The organism is Dyella sp. RRB7, assembly GCF_022761115.1.
Classification (GTDB): domain Bacteria; phylum Pseudomonadota; class Gammaproteobacteria; order Xanthomonadales; family Rhodanobacteraceae; genus Dyella.
This window is the reverse complement of record NZ_JAKWJS010000004.1, coordinates 41,506-56,377: the sequence shown is the minus strand read 5'-3', so window position 1 is coordinate 56,377 and position 14,872 is coordinate 41,506. Positions and strand designations below refer to the sequence as shown.

Annotated in this window: 12 protein-coding genes and 2 tRNA genes; 2 read left to right on the top strand and 12 right to left on the bottom strand. The window is 62.8% G+C overall.

Annotation, left to right across the window (positions count from 1 at the left end):
- Nucleotides 1-9: 9 nt before the first annotated feature.
- The 5 genes from pheS to thrS all read right to left on the bottom strand — a co-directional run bounded on the left by pheS (nt 10) and on the right by thrS (nt 4,522).
- Entirely contained in the window at nt 10-1,005 is a 996-nt protein-coding gene (pheS, locus tag MJ606_RS11310; protein WP_243049624.1) for a phenylalanine--tRNA ligase subunit alpha, read from the bottom strand.
- Between the two features lie 257 nt (nt 1,006-1,262).
- Nucleotides 1,263-1,622, bottom strand: a complete 360-nt coding sequence (gene rplT / locus MJ606_RS11305) for a 50S ribosomal protein L20 (RefSeq protein WP_017463630.1) — start codon at nt 1,620-1,622, stop codon at nt 1,263-1,265.
- A gap of 16 nt (nt 1,623-1,638) precedes the next feature.
- Complete coding sequence (gene rpmI / locus MJ606_RS11300; RefSeq protein ID WP_038615747.1) at nt 1,639-1,836, bottom strand: 50S ribosomal protein L35; 198 nt, start codon at nt 1,834-1,836, stop codon at nt 1,639-1,641.
- Nucleotides 1,837-2,047: 211 nt separating this feature from the next.
- Nucleotides 2,048-2,575 carry a translation initiation factor IF-3 gene (infC, locus tag MJ606_RS11295; protein ID WP_343214818.1) on the bottom strand — a complete coding sequence of 176 codons (528 nt, stop codon included), beginning with the start codon at nt 2,573-2,575 and terminating at the stop codon, nt 2,048-2,050.
- A 45-nt stretch (nt 2,576-2,620) separates the two neighbouring features.
- Nucleotides 2,621-4,522, bottom strand: a complete 1,902-nt coding sequence (gene thrS, locus MJ606_RS11290) for a threonine--tRNA ligase (RefSeq protein ID WP_243049623.1) — start codon at nt 4,520-4,522, stop codon at nt 2,621-2,623.
- 325 nt (nt 4,523-4,847) lie between these two features.
- On the opposite strand from thrS, the gene MJ606_RS11285 reads away from it, so the two are divergent.
- Entirely contained in the window at nt 4,848-5,861 is a 1,014-nt protein-coding gene (locus MJ606_RS11285) for an NAD-dependent epimerase (RefSeq protein ID WP_243049622.1), read from the top strand.
- Between the two features lie 88 nt (nt 5,862-5,949).
- Here MJ606_RS11285 and MJ606_RS11280 read toward each other — a convergent pair whose 3' ends face one another.
- From MJ606_RS11280 to uvrB, 3 genes are all read right to left on the bottom strand, one after another.
- The gene (locus tag MJ606_RS11280) at nt 5,950-6,396 is read right to left on the bottom strand and encodes a CopD family protein (RefSeq protein WP_243049621.1); all 447 of its coding nucleotides are present in this window, start codon (nt 6,394-6,396) and stop codon (nt 5,950-5,952) included.
- Between the two features lie 64 nt (nt 6,397-6,460).
- Nucleotides 6,461-6,535 (bottom strand) — tRNA-Val (locus MJ606_RS11275).
- Nucleotides 6,536-6,626: 91 nt separating this feature from the next.
- Nucleotides 6,627-8,645, bottom strand: coding sequence for an excinuclease ABC subunit UvrB (uvrB, locus tag MJ606_RS11270; RefSeq protein ID WP_243049620.1), 2,019 nt, complete (start codon nt 8,643-8,645; stop codon nt 6,627-6,629).
- A gap of 153 nt (nt 8,646-8,798) precedes the next feature.
- On the opposite strand from uvrB, the gene MJ606_RS11265 reads away from it, so the two are divergent.
- The gene (locus MJ606_RS11265; RefSeq protein WP_243049619.1) at nt 8,799-9,359 is read left to right on the top strand and encodes a GspH/FimT family pseudopilin; all 561 of its coding nucleotides are present in this window, start codon (nt 8,799-8,801) and stop codon (nt 9,357-9,359) included.
- Between the two features lie 22 nt (nt 9,360-9,381).
- Here the strand turns inward: MJ606_RS11265 and MJ606_RS11260 are convergent, their stop codons facing one another.
- From MJ606_RS11260 to MJ606_RS11245, 4 genes are all read right to left on the bottom strand, one after another.
- Nucleotides 9,382-9,720: a hypothetical protein gene (locus MJ606_RS11260; protein ID WP_243049618.1), complete on the bottom strand. Its 339-nt coding sequence runs from the start codon at nt 9,718-9,720 to the stop codon at nt 9,382-9,384.
- Nucleotides 9,721-9,831: 111 nt separating this feature from the next.
- Nucleotides 9,832-9,908: transfer RNA gene (locus MJ606_RS11255), tRNA-Asn, on the bottom strand.
- A 67-nt stretch (nt 9,909-9,975) separates the two neighbouring features.
- Complete coding sequence (gene ppnN, locus MJ606_RS11250; RefSeq protein WP_243049617.1) at nt 9,976-11,388, bottom strand: nucleotide 5'-monophosphate nucleosidase PpnN; 1,413 nt, start codon at nt 11,386-11,388, stop codon at nt 9,976-9,978.
- Between the two features lie 160 nt (nt 11,389-11,548).
- Nucleotides 11,549-14,869: a carboxypeptidase regulatory-like domain-containing protein gene (locus MJ606_RS11245; RefSeq protein WP_243049616.1), complete on the bottom strand. Its 3,321-nt coding sequence runs from the start codon at nt 14,867-14,869 to the stop codon at nt 11,549-11,551.
- Nucleotides 14,870-14,872 lie beyond the last annotated feature (3 nt).

Sequence of the window (14,872 nt, the reverse complement as noted above, 5' to 3'; positions counted from 1 at the left end):
TGCCGCGATTTAAGCGAACTGCTTGAGGAAGCGCAGATCGTTCTCGAAGAACGCGCGCAGATCGGAGACGCCGTAACGCAGCATGGCGAAACGCTCCACGCCCAGGCCAAACGCGAAGCCGGTATAGCGCTCCGGGTCGATGCCGCAGTTCTTCAGCACGTTCGGATGCACCATGCCGCAGCCCAGCACTTCGAGCCAGCGCGTGCTGCCGTCCTCCGCATCCCAGCGAATGTCCACTTCGGCCGAGGGCTCGGTAAAGGGGAAGTAGCTGGGACGGAAACGCATGTCGAAGTCACGCTCGAAGAACGCGCGGATGAATTCGGCCAACGTGCCCTTGAGATCGGCGAAGCTGGAGGTCTCATCGACCAGCAGGCCTTCGATCTGGTGGAACATCGGCGAGTGGGTCTGGTCCGAATCGCTGCGATAGACCTTGCCCGGCGCAATGATGCGGATCGGCGGCTGGCGTCCCTGCATCGAGCGCACCTGCACCGGCGAGGTATGCGTGCGCAGCAGGCGGCCATCGCCGAAGTAGAAGGTGTCGTGCATGGCGCGCGCCGGATGATGCGGCGGGAAATTCAGCGCCTCGAAGTTGTGCCAGTCGTCTTCGATCTCGGGACCGTCGGCGCGCTGGTAACCCAGCCGCGAAAAGATCGCGCTGATGCGTTCCAGGGCACGGGTAATGGGATGGATGCCACCACGCTCGCCATCGCGGCCAGGCAGCGTGATGTCGAGCTTCTCGGAGGCCAGGCGGCGATCAAGCTCGGCCTGCTCCAGCACCTGCTTGCGTGCGGCCAGCGCATCGGCAAGACGATCCTTCACACGGTTGACCTCGGCCCCGCGCGCCTTGCGCTCGTCGGGCGACAGCGCGCCCAGCGCCTTGAGCGCGGCGGTCACGATGCCGCTCTTGCCAAGCAGGCCCACCCGCAGCGCGTCGAGCGCATCGAGCGTATCGGCCTTTTCGATATCGGCCAGCGCCTGCGCGGCGCGGCTATCCAGATCGTCCATAGTGATGCGCTTCTCGCTACTTCCCCTCTCCCCTTCGGGGAGAGGGCAGGGTGAGGGGCCACTCTTGCGTTATCGCCGATTCGAAGCGCGCTTCGATTGAAGATTGGGGCAAGCCGTGACCCCTCACCTCAATCCTCTCCCCGGAGGGGAGAGGAGGCAAACGTCGTGAGCACTATCCAAACAAAAACGGGGAGGAGGCGTTTGGCCTCCTCCCCGCTTGATCACATCATATCGTCAGTGCGCGATGCGCTAGACGATCAAGCGGCCAGACTGGCCTTCGCCTTCTCTGCGATCGCGCCAAACGCCTTGATGTCGTGCACGGCGATATCAGCCAGCACCTTGCGGTCGACGGTGATGCCGGCCTTGGCCAGGCCATTGATCAGGCGGCTGTACGACAGGCCGAACTGACGGGCGGCAGCGTTGATACGCACGATCCACAGTGCGCGGAACTGGCGCTTGCGCTGCTTGCGGCCGATATAGGCGTACTGGCCAGCCTTGATGACGGCCTGGTTGGCAACGCGGAAGACCTTGCGACGGGCGTTGTAGTAGCCCTTCGCGCGGCCGATGATCTTCTTGTGACGACGACGGGCGGTAACGCCACGCTTTACACGAGCCATGGTTTATCTCCTCGCCTTACAAGTACGGCAACATGCGTGCTACACCCTTGGTGTCGCAAGCCTTGACGTGGTTGGTGGCGCGGAGACCGCGCTTACGCTTGGTCGACTTCTTGGTCAGGATGTGCGACTTGAAGGCGTGACCGGCCTTGAACTTGCCCGACGCGGTCTTGCGAAAACGCTTCGCGGCCGCCCGGTTGGTCTTGATCTTGGGCATCGGAATGCTCCTTGAGTGGGGATTGGGACCCCGGTTTCTGACTGATCTGGCGGTGACCCTCTGGGCCACGCTTTCCGTCCTGCCACGATCGGTTCACGACCCGTCCATAGGGGTCGAACCGGCGATTATACGTGGGAGTGCCAGTCATTACCAGCCTTGCCCCCTGCGGAAAGGGGGCAAGAAAAAAGCGGCCCGCAGGCCGCTTTTTCGATTACTGCTTCTTCTTGGGGCCGATCATCATGACCATCTGACGACCTTCCAGGCGGGGGAAGGACTCCACCACGCCATTCTCGCCCACGTCTTCCTGGATCTTCTTGGCCAGGTTCTGGCCCAGGTCCTGGTGGGACATTTCACGGCCACGGAAGCGGATGGTGACCTTGACCTTGTCGCCCTCCTCGAGGAAGCGAAGCATGTTGCGCAGCTTGATCTGGTAGTCGCCCACGTCCGTGACCGGACGGAACTTCACTTCCTTGATCTCGACCTGCTTTTGCTTCTTCTTGGCCGCCTGGGCCTTCTTCTGGGCTTCGAACTTGAACTTGCCGTAGTCCATGATGCGGCAGACCGGTGGATCGCCGTTCGGCTGGATCTCGACCAGGTCCATGCCCGCTTCTTGTGCCAAGGCCAGTGCCTCGTCACGGGTCAGGATGCCTAGCTGTTCCGAATCAGCGCCGATCACGCGAACGCGCGGGACGCGAATCTCATGGTTACGGCGATTGCCCTTAGTGTCGGTGGTAGCGATACCACAATCCTCCAGAAGAGTTCTTAAAAGTGCCGGCCCGCGCGCTTAGCGACGGGTCTCGGCTTCCAGGCGTTCGATAAACGCGGCCAACGGCATGCTGCCGAGGTCCTCGCCCGAACGCGTACGCACGGAAACGGCCCCTGATTCCTTCTCGCGATCTCCGACCACCAGCAGGTAAGGGACTTTCTGCAACGTATGTTCGCGGATTTTATAGCCGACCTTCTCATTGCGCAAATCGGCGTGTACGCGGAAACCTTTATCGACAAGGGTTTGCGTCACTTCGCGAACATAGTCGGCCTGGGCATCCGTGATGCTGAATACGGCAGCCTGGACCGGCGCCAGCCAGGCCGGCAACAACCCGGCGTGGTGCTCGATCAGGATGCCGATGAAGCGCTCCATGGAGCCGACGATGGCACGATGCAGCATCACCGGGTGACGACGCTGTGAATTCTCGTCCACATATTCGGCACCCAGGCGCTCGGGCATCATGAAGTCCACCTGCATGGTGCCGACCTGCCAGGCACGACCGATGGAGTCCTTGAGGTGATACTCGATCTTGGGTGCGTAAAAGGCGCCCTCGCCCGGAAGCTCCACCCACTCTACACCCGCGGCACGCAGCGCGCGACGCAGCATTTCCTCGGTGCGATCCCAGAACTCGTCGGAACCGATGCGCTTCTCGGGACGTAGCGCCAGCTTGACGGCGATATCGGTGAAGCCGAAATCGGCGTAGACCCTCATCGCCTGCAAGTGGAATGCCGTGACCTCTTCCTCGACCTGCTCGGGCGTGCAGAAGATATGCCCATCGTCCTGCGTGAAGGCGCGCACGCGCATGATGCCGTGCAGCGCGCCCGAGGGCTCATTGCGGTGGCAGGCGCCGAACTCGCCGTAGCGGATCGGCAATTCGCGGTAGCTGTGCAGGCCGGTATTGAAGATCTGCACATGACCCGGGCAGTTCATGGGCTTGAGCGCGAACGTGTGCTTCTCCGACTCGGTGAAGAACATGTTCTCCTGGTAGTTGTCCCAATGACCGGACTTCTTCCACAACGACACGTCCAGCACCTGCGGGCAGCGCACTTCCTGGTAGCCGCTGTTGCGGTACACGCGGCGCATGTACTGCTCCACCTGCTGCCAGATGGCCCAGCCGTTGGGATGCCAGAACACCATGCCCGGACCCTCTTCCTGCTGGTGGAACAGGTCGAGCGCCTTGCCGATCTTGCGGTGGTCGCGCTTCTCGGCCTCTTCCAGCTGGTGCAGGTAGGCCTTCAGGTCCTTGTCGTTGAGCCAGGCCGTGCCGTAGATGCGCGTGAGCATGGCGTTGTTGGAATCGCCGCGCCAATACGCGCCAGCCACCTTCATCAGCTTGAACGCGCGCAGCTTGCCGGTGTTCGGCACGTGCGGGCCGCGGCACAGGTCGGTGAATTCGCCCTGCGTGTACAGCGAGAGTTCCTCGTTCGACGGGATGCTCTCGATGATCTCGGCCTTGTAGGTTTCGCCCAGGCCACGGAAGAAATTCACCGCCTCGTCGCGCGACTTCACGCTGCGCGTCACCGGCAGGCCTTCCTTGACGATCTTTTCCATCTCCGCCTCGATCTTCACCAGATCGTCGGGCGTGAACGGGCGCTCATAGGCAAAGTCGTAGTAGAAGCCGTTGTCGATCACCGGGCCGATGGTGACCTGCGCGCCGGGATACAGGCGCTGCACGGCTTGAGCCAGCAGATGGGCGGTGGAGTGACGCAGGATATCCAGCGCCTCCGGGCTCTTCTCAGTGACGATTTCGAGGCTGGCGTCATGGTCGATCGGGAAGCTGGCGTCCACCAGCTTGCCGTCCACCTTGCCCGCCAGGGTGGCCTTGGCCAGGCCCGCGCCAATGGAGGCGGCGACATCCTGCACCGTCACCGGATGCTCAAAGGGGCGTTTGCTGCCGTCGGGTAGCGTGATCTCAATCATTTTCGCACCTAAAGAACACGCTCACATTGCGTGCTTTTCGTGAGGAGTCCGGCCATGGATGGCCGGTTTTTGTTTGTCCGCCCGGATGGCGGACAAAAATAAAGGACGCCACGCGCCCTTCCTGAGAAACAAGGCGTGGCGAAATCAGCGTTGGGAAATCGTAGTTGCCATGTCACACGCTCGACCGGCGCCTTCGCGCGGGCCACCTTGTCTCTTTGAGTCCGTGGGGACGCTAGTTTAGCCCAGAGTGGGCTGTCAATTCAGCGGCAGCCACACCCAGCCGTCGCCGGACGATAAAATCGGCGTTTTCACCCGGGGATTCACGATGCGCATACTCATCACCGGCACGGCCGGCTTCATCGGCGCGGCGCTGGCCGAACGCCTGCTGGCCCGTGGCGACGAGGTCTACGGCATCGACAACCACAACGACTACTACGACCCCACGCTCAAAGACGCCCGCCTGGCACGCTTTGCCCAGCACCCGAACTACACCCACCTGCGGGCCGACCTGGCCGATGCGGACGCGGTGAATGGGGCCTTTGGCGCGTTCCGGCCGCAGCGCGTGGTCAATCTCGCCGCCCAGGCCGGAGTGCGCTACTCGCTGAAGAACCCGCAGGCCTACGTGCAGAGCAACCTCGTGGGGTTCGTCAACATCCTGGAAGCCTGCCGCCATGGCAAGGTGGAGCATCTGGTCTACGCCTCGTCCAGTTCGGTCTACGGCGCCAACCGCAAGCTGCCGTTCGCCATCGAGGACGCGGTCGACCACCCCGTGAGCCTTTACGCCGCCAGCAAGAAGGCCAATGAACTGATGGCCCATACGTACAGCCATCTTTACGACCTGCCCACCACCGGGTTGCGCTTCTTCACCGTTTACGGCCCGTGGGGCCGGCCCGACATGTCGCCGATGCTGTTTGCCGACCGCATCAGCCGTGGCGAACCCATCGACGTATTCAACTACGGCAACCACAGCCGCGATTTCACCTATGTCGACGACATCGTGGAAGGCGTGACCCGCACATTGGACCATACCGCCCTGCCCGACCCCGCGTACGACGCGCTGCACCCCGGCCCCGGCACGTCCAGCGCGCCCTACCGCGTCTATAACATCGGCAACGACCAGCCGGTGCAACTGCTGCGCTTCATCGAACTGATGGAGCAGCACCTGGGGCGCACGGTGGAAAAGCGCCTGCTGCCGATGCAGCCCGGTGACGTGCCCGACACCTGGGCCGACGTGTCGGCGCTGCGGCGGGACGTGGGCTACGCCCCGGATACCTCGATCGAGGAAGGCGTGGCGCGTTTCGTGGCGTGGTATCGCGAGTATTACCCACGCAACGAGTGACTACACCTGCAGGAGCGCGACAGGACCGCGGAGTGGCAACGACAGGGTCCGCGGTCGCGCACAGAGCGTGCTCCTACGGAAAGCTCGCTCAGAACGGCTTGGCGATCACCAGATAGATCACCGCCAGCAGCACCAGCACCGGCAGCTCGTTCATCACGCGTAGCGTCTTCGACGCGGGCAACACACCGCCCTGCCCGCTGCGCTTGAGCAGACGCCCGCTCCAGATGAAATAAACCAGCAGCAGCGCCACCAAGCCCAGCTTGGCATGCAGCCAGTGGGCATCGCCAAAATTCGGCAACACCCCCGGGAACACCCGCCAGCCCTGCCACAAGGTGAGGCCCAACAGGAAAGCCAGCCCGAACATGTGGTGTCCGAAGCGATACAGTCGCCGCCCCATCAACACCAGCCTGGCACGCACCGCCGGCTCGTCTCCGGCCTCGGCGATATTCACCAGGATACGCGGCAGGTAGAACACCGTGGCCATCCAGGCGATGACGAACAGCAGATGGAAGCTCTTGATCCACAGGTAAGTCATTGGCTGCTCCGTTGGCGCAAAAAGAAACGGCGCGAACCCGAGGGCCGCGCCGTTTCGTCGGTATTGGTGGGCGGTACAAGGATCGAACTTGTGACCCCTACCATGTCAAGGTAGTGCTCTACCGCTGAGCTAACCGCCCGGATCTCGCACGGCGGACCGCGCGAGCCGCGCAGTATACGTGGTCGGGCATCCGGCGACAACTGGTCCGGCCATGGCCTTGCGGAAACGGGTCAGCGCGTGGCCCGTTCCCGCAGCTGGTGGATCTGGTCGCGCAACCGGGCGGCCTCTTCGAATTCCAGGTTCTCGGCGTGCTTGTACATCTGCGCCTCGAGCTTCTTGATCATGGCCGAGGCCTGGTCGGCACTGAGCGCCGCGTAATCGGCGCCCTTCTCGGCCACTGCACGGCGCTCGCCACGGCTGCCACGGCCACGGCTCGCCCCTTCGCTGCGCGCGCCCTCCATGATGTCGGCGATGCGTCGCACCACCGACTGCGGCGTGATGCCGTGCGCCTCGTTGTAAGCCTGCTGCTTTTCGCGACGGCGCGCCGTTTCGTCCATGGCCGCCTTCATCGAGCGGGTGATGGTGTCGGCATAGAGAATCGCCTTGCCGCGCAGGTTGCGCGCGGCGCGGCCGATGGTCTGGATCAGCGAACCGGTGGAGCGCAGGAAACCTTCCTTGTCCGCATCGAGGATCGCCACCAGCGACACCTCGGGCATGTCCAGGCCCTCGCGCAGCAGGTTGATGCCCACCAGCACGTCGAACTCGCCCAGGCGCAGGTCGCGGATGATTTCCACGCGCTCCACGGTCTCTATATCCGAGTGCAGGTAGCGCACCTTGACGCCGTGCTCGCCCAGGTATTCGGTGAGGTTCTCGGCCATGCGCTTGGTCAACGTGGTCACCAGCACGCGATCGCCCATGGCCACGCGCTTGTGCACCTCGCCCAGCAGATCATCCACCTGCGTACGCACCGGGCGCACCTCGACCTCGGGATCGATCAGGCCGGTCGGGCGCACCACCAGCTCGACCACCGCGTCGCCGGACTTCTGCAATTCGTATTCGCGCGGCGTGGCCGACACGTAGATCGAGCGCGGCGCGCGCTGCTCCCACTCCTCGAAGCGCAACGGGCGATTGTCCATCGCCGACGGCAGGCGGAAACCGAATTCCACCAGCGTCTCCTTGCGCGAGCGGTCGCCCTTGTACATGGCGCCCAGCTGCGGAATGGTCACGTGCGATTCGTCCACCACCAGCAGTGCATCGGCCGGCAAGTAATCGAACAGCGTCGGCGGCGGCTCGCCGGGACCGCGTCGCGTGAGATGCCGGGAATAATTCTCGATGCCCTGGCAGTAACCCACCTCGGCCATCATCTCGATGTCGAAGCGCGTGCGCTGATCCAGCCGCTGCGCCTCGACCAGCTTGTTGTCCTTGTACAACTGCTCCAGCCGCTCCTTCAGCTCGACCTTGATGGTCTCGATCGCGTTCAACACGCTCTCGCGCGTACTGGCGTAATGGGTGCGCGGATACACGGTGTAGCGCGGCACTTTGCGGATGGTTTCGCCGGTGAGCGGATCGAACAGCGACATGTTCTCCACTTCGCCATCGAACAGTTCGATGCGTAGCGCTTCGGTTTCCGATTCGGCGGGAAACACGTCGATGATCTCGCCACGCACGCGATAGGTGCCGCGCTTCAGCTCCATCTCGTTGCGTGTGTACTGCAGCTCGGTGAGCTGGTGGATCAGTGCGCGCTGGTCGATGCGCTCGCCCTTGGCCAGGATCAGGCGCAAGGACAGATAGTCCTCCGGATCACCGAGGCCGTAGATCGCCGACACCGTGGCGACGATGATCGCGTCCTTGCGCGACAGCAGCGCCTTGGTGGCGGCCAGGCGCATCTGCTCGATGTGGTCGTTGATCGACGCATCCTTCTCGATGAAGGTATCGGACGCCACCACGTAGGCTTCCGGCTGGTAGTAGTCGTAGTAGCTGACGAAGTACTCCACCGCGTTGTGCGGAAAGAACTCCTTGAACTCGCCATACAACTGCGCCGCCAGCGTCTTGTTGGGCGCCATCACGATGGTGGGGCGCTGCACTTGCTGGATCACATTGGCGATGGTGTAGGTCTTGCCCGAGCCGGTGACGCCCAGCAGCGTCTGTGCCGCGAGGCCGGCCTCGAAACCCTCAGCGAGTTTGCGGATGGCCTCCGGCTGATCGCCGGACGGCTTGTAAGGTGAGACGAGTTCGAAGCGGTCAGTCATGGCTGTCATCTGGGGGCGCCTCGGCCCATTTTAAATCGACCCTGCTGACAGGGCCTGTCAGCAGGCTATGACGCGGGGCGCGTCGGGGCGATGACTGCTGCCAGATCGCAGGCTGATTAGCCTGACTGGCCAGGCAACGCGGGGGAGCGATGCATGAAGGCATGGCATGAACCGGTCGCACCGGGGCGACAAGGCGGCTTCACGCTGATCGAGCAGATACTGACGATGGTGGTCCTGGCCACCCTCGCCTGCATCGCCGTACCCGCCCTGGGGCAGCTGCGGGAGCGCAGCCAGCTGCAGGTGGCGCAGTCGGACATCCTGGTCGCCCTGCAGCACGCGCGAGGCCTGGCCATCCATACCGGTCGTCGCGCCATGCTGTGCCCTTCACGCGACGGTGCCCAGTGCTCCGACGAGTTGCACTGGGAAGGTGGCTGGCTGGTCGGCCACTATCGCAGCGAACGCGCCGATCAGCTGGACGGCGCCCCCAGGCTGGCCGCCGGCAGCCATCATCGGCTCACCATCCTCAGCACCACCGGCCGTCAACGCATCCGCTTCCAGGCCGATGGCAGCGCGGGCGGCAGCAATACCGGCTTCACGCTGTGCCGCCAGGGCCACACGGAAGGGGCGCTGGCCGTCACCGTGTCCATTGCCGGGCGCATCTACGGCTCAAGAGCCAGTGACGAACAAGCCCATCGCTGCGCGGACGGCGGCTAGCTCACAACCGCCATGGCCGGGGCTAGAGACAGGCCTTGGCCGTCTCGCGATAGGCGCGCAGCGCCAGCACCTCGACGCGCTCATGCAAGATCACGTCGGCGCCACTGGCCCGGCTCAGAACGATCAGCAACTCTTCGCTGCGGGTACTGCCGTTGGACACCGTCACCCGGAAGCCGCCCGGCGTCTCCTCGGCATGCGTCGTGGGCGAAATCTTCGACCACTGGGCAACCACGCAGGCCACGTAGTGGGAATCGAGCTTGCTGGTACTCGCCTGGAATGTGGGCTTGCCCTGCTCCAGACCACCCTCGCTCGCGCAGCCCGCAAGGAGCATCCCCATCAACGCCAGCATGCACAGTCGCATGGCACCCCTCCGTTGCCCCGGCACAGTGTAGCGCTCGCCAGGCGACGGCCGTCTTCTACGGGGGCGCACAAAAAGACAAGGCCCTGCATCGCTGCAAGGCCTTGTCGAAGATGGCGCCCGAAGCTGGACTCGAACCAGCGACCCCCTGATTAACAGTCAAGTGCTCTAACCAGCTGAGCTATTCGGGCGGGGTGAGCTGGATAGTTTGTATATCCAGGAGCGGGCTGTCAAGACTTCCGCGCCACCTGAAATCACTCAATGGGCCGTCGCCCCGGTCAGCACCCGGTAGCAGGGCACATACGCCGTGCCGCCCGGCAGCTTCATGCGGTCCTGCGCCACGAAGGCCTTGAGCAACTCATCCAGGGCGTGCATGACGTCGGCGTCACCATCGATGTCGAACGGGCCGTGCTGCTCGATGGCGCGCATGCCCTCTTCCTTCACGTTGCCGGCGACGATGCCGGAGAAGGCGCGACGCAGGTCTGCCGCCAACTCGTGGCGCGGACGGTCGCGATGGATGGCGAGCGCGCGCATGGCCTGATGGGTAGGGCGGAACGGCAGCTGGAACGCATACGGAATATTGAGCGCCCAGTTGAAGAAGAACGCATCCTTGTTGTCCAGGCGATAGTTACGCACCTTGTCGATGCCACGCACCATGGCACGCGCCACCGCCGCCGGGTCATCCACGATGATCTGGTAGTGCTGGGCCACGGCGTCGCCCAGAGTGAGGCGCAGGAAGCGGTCGATCTGCTCGAAATAGGCGGACGACTGCTTGGGCCCGGTAAGGATCAGCGGGAACGGCACGCCGGCATTGTCCGGATGTAGCAGGATGCCCAGCAGATAGAGGATTTCCTCAGCCGTGCCCACGCCGCCCGGGAACACGATGATGCCGTGCCCCATGCGCACGAACGCTTCGAGACGCTTCTCGATGTCCGGCATGATCACCAGGTGATTCACGATCGGGTTCGGCGATTCGGCCGCGATGATGCCCGGCTCGGTGATGCCGATGTAGCGGTTGTTGCGGCGACGCTGCTTGGCGTGGGCAATGGTGGCGCCCTTCATCGGGCCCTTCATGGCGCCCGGGCCGCAGCCCGTGCAGATGTCCATGCCGCGCAGGCCGAGCTGGTAGCCCACCTGCTTGGTGTACTCGTACTCGTCGCGCGAGATCGAATGACCGCCCCAGCACACCACCAGGTTCGGATCGATCTGCGGCTTGAGGATGCGCGCGTTGCGCAGGATCTCGAACACCACATGGGTGAGGCCGACACTGTCGTCCAGGTCGAAGTTGCCCTGCTCCATCTGCGTCGACACGTAGACGATGTCGCGCACCACGGCCACCAGCAGCTCGTTGATGCCGCGGATGATCTGGCCATCGACAAAAGCTTGCGCCGGCGCATGGGTCAGCTCGATCTTGATGCCGCGATCCTGCTGCAGCACCTGGATGTCGAAATCGGGGAATTGTTCGAGGATGGTGCGCGGATCATCGCTCATGCTGCCGGAAGTCAGCACCGCCAGCGCGCAGCGGCGCAGCAAGGCGTGCAGGCCCGAACCGCTGGCGTCGCGCAGGCGCGCGACCTCGTTGCGGGACAGGATATCCAAGCCACCGGCGGGGGAAATGCGCGCGCTGACGGTGGGGGCTCGACCGGACTTGCCGGCTTGGGTGTCATTCATTGAAACATTCTCCTGGCCGCGCCCTCGCGGCTCATACGTCCGCTCGGAACGTGGCGGACCGGGTAGCTTCCCGCGGCAGGCATGGCAGGGTCAAGCCAAAAGAAGGCCGGCGCCCTTACGGACGCCGGCCTGACTTCAAAACCTTTGCAAGCAAAAGCGCTTAGAAGGTGTACTTCAACGTCAACTGAACCGACCAACGCTGGGCAAGGTCATCGTTGTTGTTGATGTAGGTGGGCACGGCCAGAGGCGAATACACGCCGCCGGAATTGTAGTTCGTGCAGCTCGCCTTGCCACCGCAGTCGATGTTGTAGATGTACTTGCCGGTCTTTGCATCGATGCCGTAGTAGTCGGCAAGGTAACGACCGTTGCTACTGAACGGCTGACGCTTCTCGATACCCCAATGCTTGTTGAGCAGGTTCGTGAAGTTGTAGACGTCAAAGCGAACGATGCCCTTATTGCCCTTGAAGATGCCGGGAATCTCCTGACTGAAGCTCAGATCGATCTGGTTGATCCAGCCAGCGCGGTCAGCGTTGCGGCGGGCTACCTGCCCCTGGTGATCCTTCAGGTAATCGTTCTTCTGGATATAGGCATAAAACGATTCGATCAGCTTCGGATCGGTACCCGGACGGAACACGACATCACCCGGACGCGGGATATAGACTAGATCATTGGTGTAGCCGTCACCGTTGGCATCGTTGCCGAACGTCCAGCTATACGGGGCCGCCGAATGGCCGTCGTAGAAGATGCTGGCGCTGGTGGCGTAGTCACCCCAGAAGCGATGCTGCCAGTTCAACGATGCGATCACGCGACGCGGCACGGAATAGTTGGACGTGCTGGCAACGTTCTCGTTCGAGTTGTAGACCTGGCTGTACTGGTAGTTCGAGTTCGCCACCGACGACGTACCCGGATTCACTTCGGTCGCGTGGCTCCAGGTGAAGCCGATCATGCCCGACCAGTCATCCGAGAACGGCTTCTTCAGGGACAGGGCGATACTGTCCGCCTGACCCTTGCTGGTGTTGGCCAGATTGATGACCTGACCAGAGAACGCCTGGTTGGCATTCGCGCGAACAGACTGCCCCTTGGCTGCCGGGTCCAAGCCCTGCACCGCGTAGTATGAGTTGCGGCCATCAGGCGTCTGGAACGTCGGTGCGCCCAGATTGAGGTTCTGGAACCACACCGCATCGCGCTGATCGATGTGTTCCCAGTCGGCCGTCGCAATCAGGCCGTACCAGGGCAACTCACGATCAACGCCCAGGCTGTACTTCCAGGCGGTGGGAATGTGCCAGCCCGGCGAGATGGTGTTGACCGTCATCTGGCCCGCACCGATCGCGCCGTCGTTCTGGCCGTGCGGGTCGGGACTGAACGCCGGCAAAGGCTGACCGTTAGCACCATTGCAGGGTGCCGCCTGGGTCGGGCCGCAGTTGAACTGCGTCTGCGTCATGCCGGAGTTGGAGAAGATATTGCCCAGCCACACGCCCGGCTGATTGGTCACGAACAGGCCCGCACCACCACGCAGCTGGGTCATCAGCTCGGTGTTGAAGGCATAGTTGAACGACACGCGCGGCTGCACCACGCGATTGCCATTGATCGTGGTCTGGTTTGTGCGCCCGAAGCCACCCGTAGCCTGGCCCTTTGCGTTGACACCCGGCGGGGCAGCAAAGGTGGCGTTATAGAGCGGCTTGTCGTCCATCAGCGGAATGTCGACGCGTACACCATACTGCAGCGATAGATTGTTGGTGACCTGCCAGGTGTCTTGCAGGAAGACGCCCCACTGATTGAGGTTGTAGCGCGCAGCCACGTCGCCGAGGCTCAAACCGGTCGTCGGACGGTTGTAGCGGTACTGGTAGTAGTTGAGCAGGTTGAAGTTCTGCAGACCCGAGTTCGGGTTGCCGGTGATGTCGCGGAAAGTGTACGAGCCGAAATAGTTCTGCAGGAACAAGTTGTAATACTTGTCCTTTTCGTAATCGAGACCACCCTTCAAGGTGTGATCGCCCAGGTACAGCGTACCGGCCCAGGCCGCATTGAGCGTCTTGACCTTCAGCACATTGGCCTGGCTCGAATATTCGGTGCCGAACTCTACTGCCGGACCACCCGATGTCGTCGGATACACCGTGATATCGGGCATATCCACGCCGTTGTACGGGCCGCGATTCTGCTGGAAATTGGCATATGACAGCGTGGTATCAGTCGAGAAGATGTCCGACCAGTCGTCGTAGAAATGCAGCGCGTAGCTCTTGTTGTCGACGTTGGTCTTGTACCAGCCGCTGGACAATACGAGCTTGGTGTTGCTGCCCGTGATGATCGGCTTGTTTTCCTTCGTCTCGCTATAGGTAAAGCTGGCGCGATGATTGTCGGTAATGTTCCAGTCGACCTTGCCGAGGTAGCGCTTGTCGATCAGGTTGGAGTTGCCGCCGCCGACCGAGCCGATATCGGTCAGGCCATACTTTGCAGCGATGTCACGCACCTGCTGCACCTGCGAGCTGGTCAGGCCCTTGATCGGCGTCGCGGCGCCGGAATCTTCCGTGCCATAGGGGCTGCCCGAACCCACCTGCTCGCTCTTTTCCACCGAGGCGAAGAAGAACAGCTTGTCCTTGATGAGCGGGCCACCGACCGTGGCGCCACCGGTCCACTGGCGCTTGAAGCCGGCGTAGTCCTTGTCCTGCTCGTTCTGGCCGATCATGTCCGTGTTCTGGAACACGTAGTAGACCGAGCCATGGAAATCGTTGGTGCCGCTCTTGGTGACGGCGTTGATGTTGGCGCCAAGGCCACGGCGGGTGGCCACGTCGTAGTTCGCCGTCGAGATGTTGTATTCCTCGATGGTGTCCTGCGAGATCGGCGTGCCCAGCGTCGGCAGGCCATTCGCATTCAGGCCGAACGGATCGTTCGCACTCACCGAGTCGACAGTGATGTTGTTGTAACGGCTGTTCTGGCCAACGGCGGAGATTTCGCCACGGGCGCGATCGGTAATGGTGATGCGTGGATCAAGGCGCACGACGTTCTGAATCGAGCGATTCGGGGTCGGCGTGGCTTCCAGCTCACGACGCGAAATGTTGGTCGACAGACCCTTGTTATCCGGCGTGAAGGTCTGCGACAGCGTATTGGCCGAGACGGAGATGGCTGAAAGATTCTGTGCCGCCTGAGCAGCGCCCACCGTCAGATTGACCGCGGTGTCCTGCGCCAGCTGCAGATAGATATTCTCCTGCTCGGTCTGGGTACCATCCTTGGAAACCTTCACATCGAACGGACCACCCACGCGCAGACCCTGTGCCGAATAGCGGCCGCTGGCGTCGGTGGTGGTGGTCTTGGTGGTGCCCGAGGGCTCATGCACGATCTGCACGGTGGCGCCGGCCACCGGCTGGCCGCTGGCATCGAGCACGCGACCACTGATCGAGGAGGAGGTGTCCTGCGCCAAGACTGGCGATGCGGCAAGCAGCGCCGCAATGGCCACCGGCAGCAATTTATTACGCAAAGCGATGTTCATCGA

Coding starts and splice junctions, on each gene's coding strand:
- pheS (WP_243049624.1), bottom strand. CDS start 1,005: ATGGACGATCTGGATAGCCGCGCCGCGCAGGCGCTGGCCGATATCGAA.
- rplT (WP_017463630.1), bottom strand. CDS start 1,622: ATGGCTCGTGTAAAGCGTGGCGTTACCGCCCGTCGTCGTCACAAGAAG.
- rpmI (WP_038615747.1), bottom strand. CDS start 1,836: ATGCCCAAGATCAAGACCAACCGGGCGGCCGCGAAGCGTTTTCGCAAG.
- thrS (WP_243049623.1), bottom strand. CDS start 4,522: ATGATTGAGATCACGCTACCCGACGGCAGCAAACGCCCCTTTGAGCAT.
- MJ606_RS11285 (WP_243049622.1), top strand. CDS start 4,848: ATGCGCATACTCATCACCGGCACGGCCGGCTTCATCGGCGCGGCGCTG.
- MJ606_RS11280 (WP_243049621.1), bottom strand. CDS start 6,396: ATGACTTACCTGTGGATCAAGAGCTTCCATCTGCTGTTCGTCATCGCC.
- uvrB (WP_243049620.1), bottom strand. CDS start 8,645: ATGACTGACCGCTTCGAACTCGTCTCACCTTACAAGCCGTCCGGCGAT.
- MJ606_RS11265 (WP_243049619.1), top strand. CDS start 8,799: ATGAAGGCATGGCATGAACCGGTCGCACCGGGGCGACAAGGCGGCTTC.
- MJ606_RS11260 (WP_243049618.1), bottom strand. CDS start 9,720: ATGCGACTGTGCATGCTGGCGTTGATGGGGATGCTCCTTGCGGGCTGC.
- ppnN (WP_243049617.1), bottom strand. CDS start 11,388: ATGAATGACACCCAAGCCGGCAAGTCCGGTCGAGCCCCCACCGTCAGC.
- MJ606_RS11245 (WP_243049616.1), bottom strand. CDS start 14,869: ATGAACATCGCTTTGCGTAATAAATTGCTGCCGGTGGCCATTGCGGCG.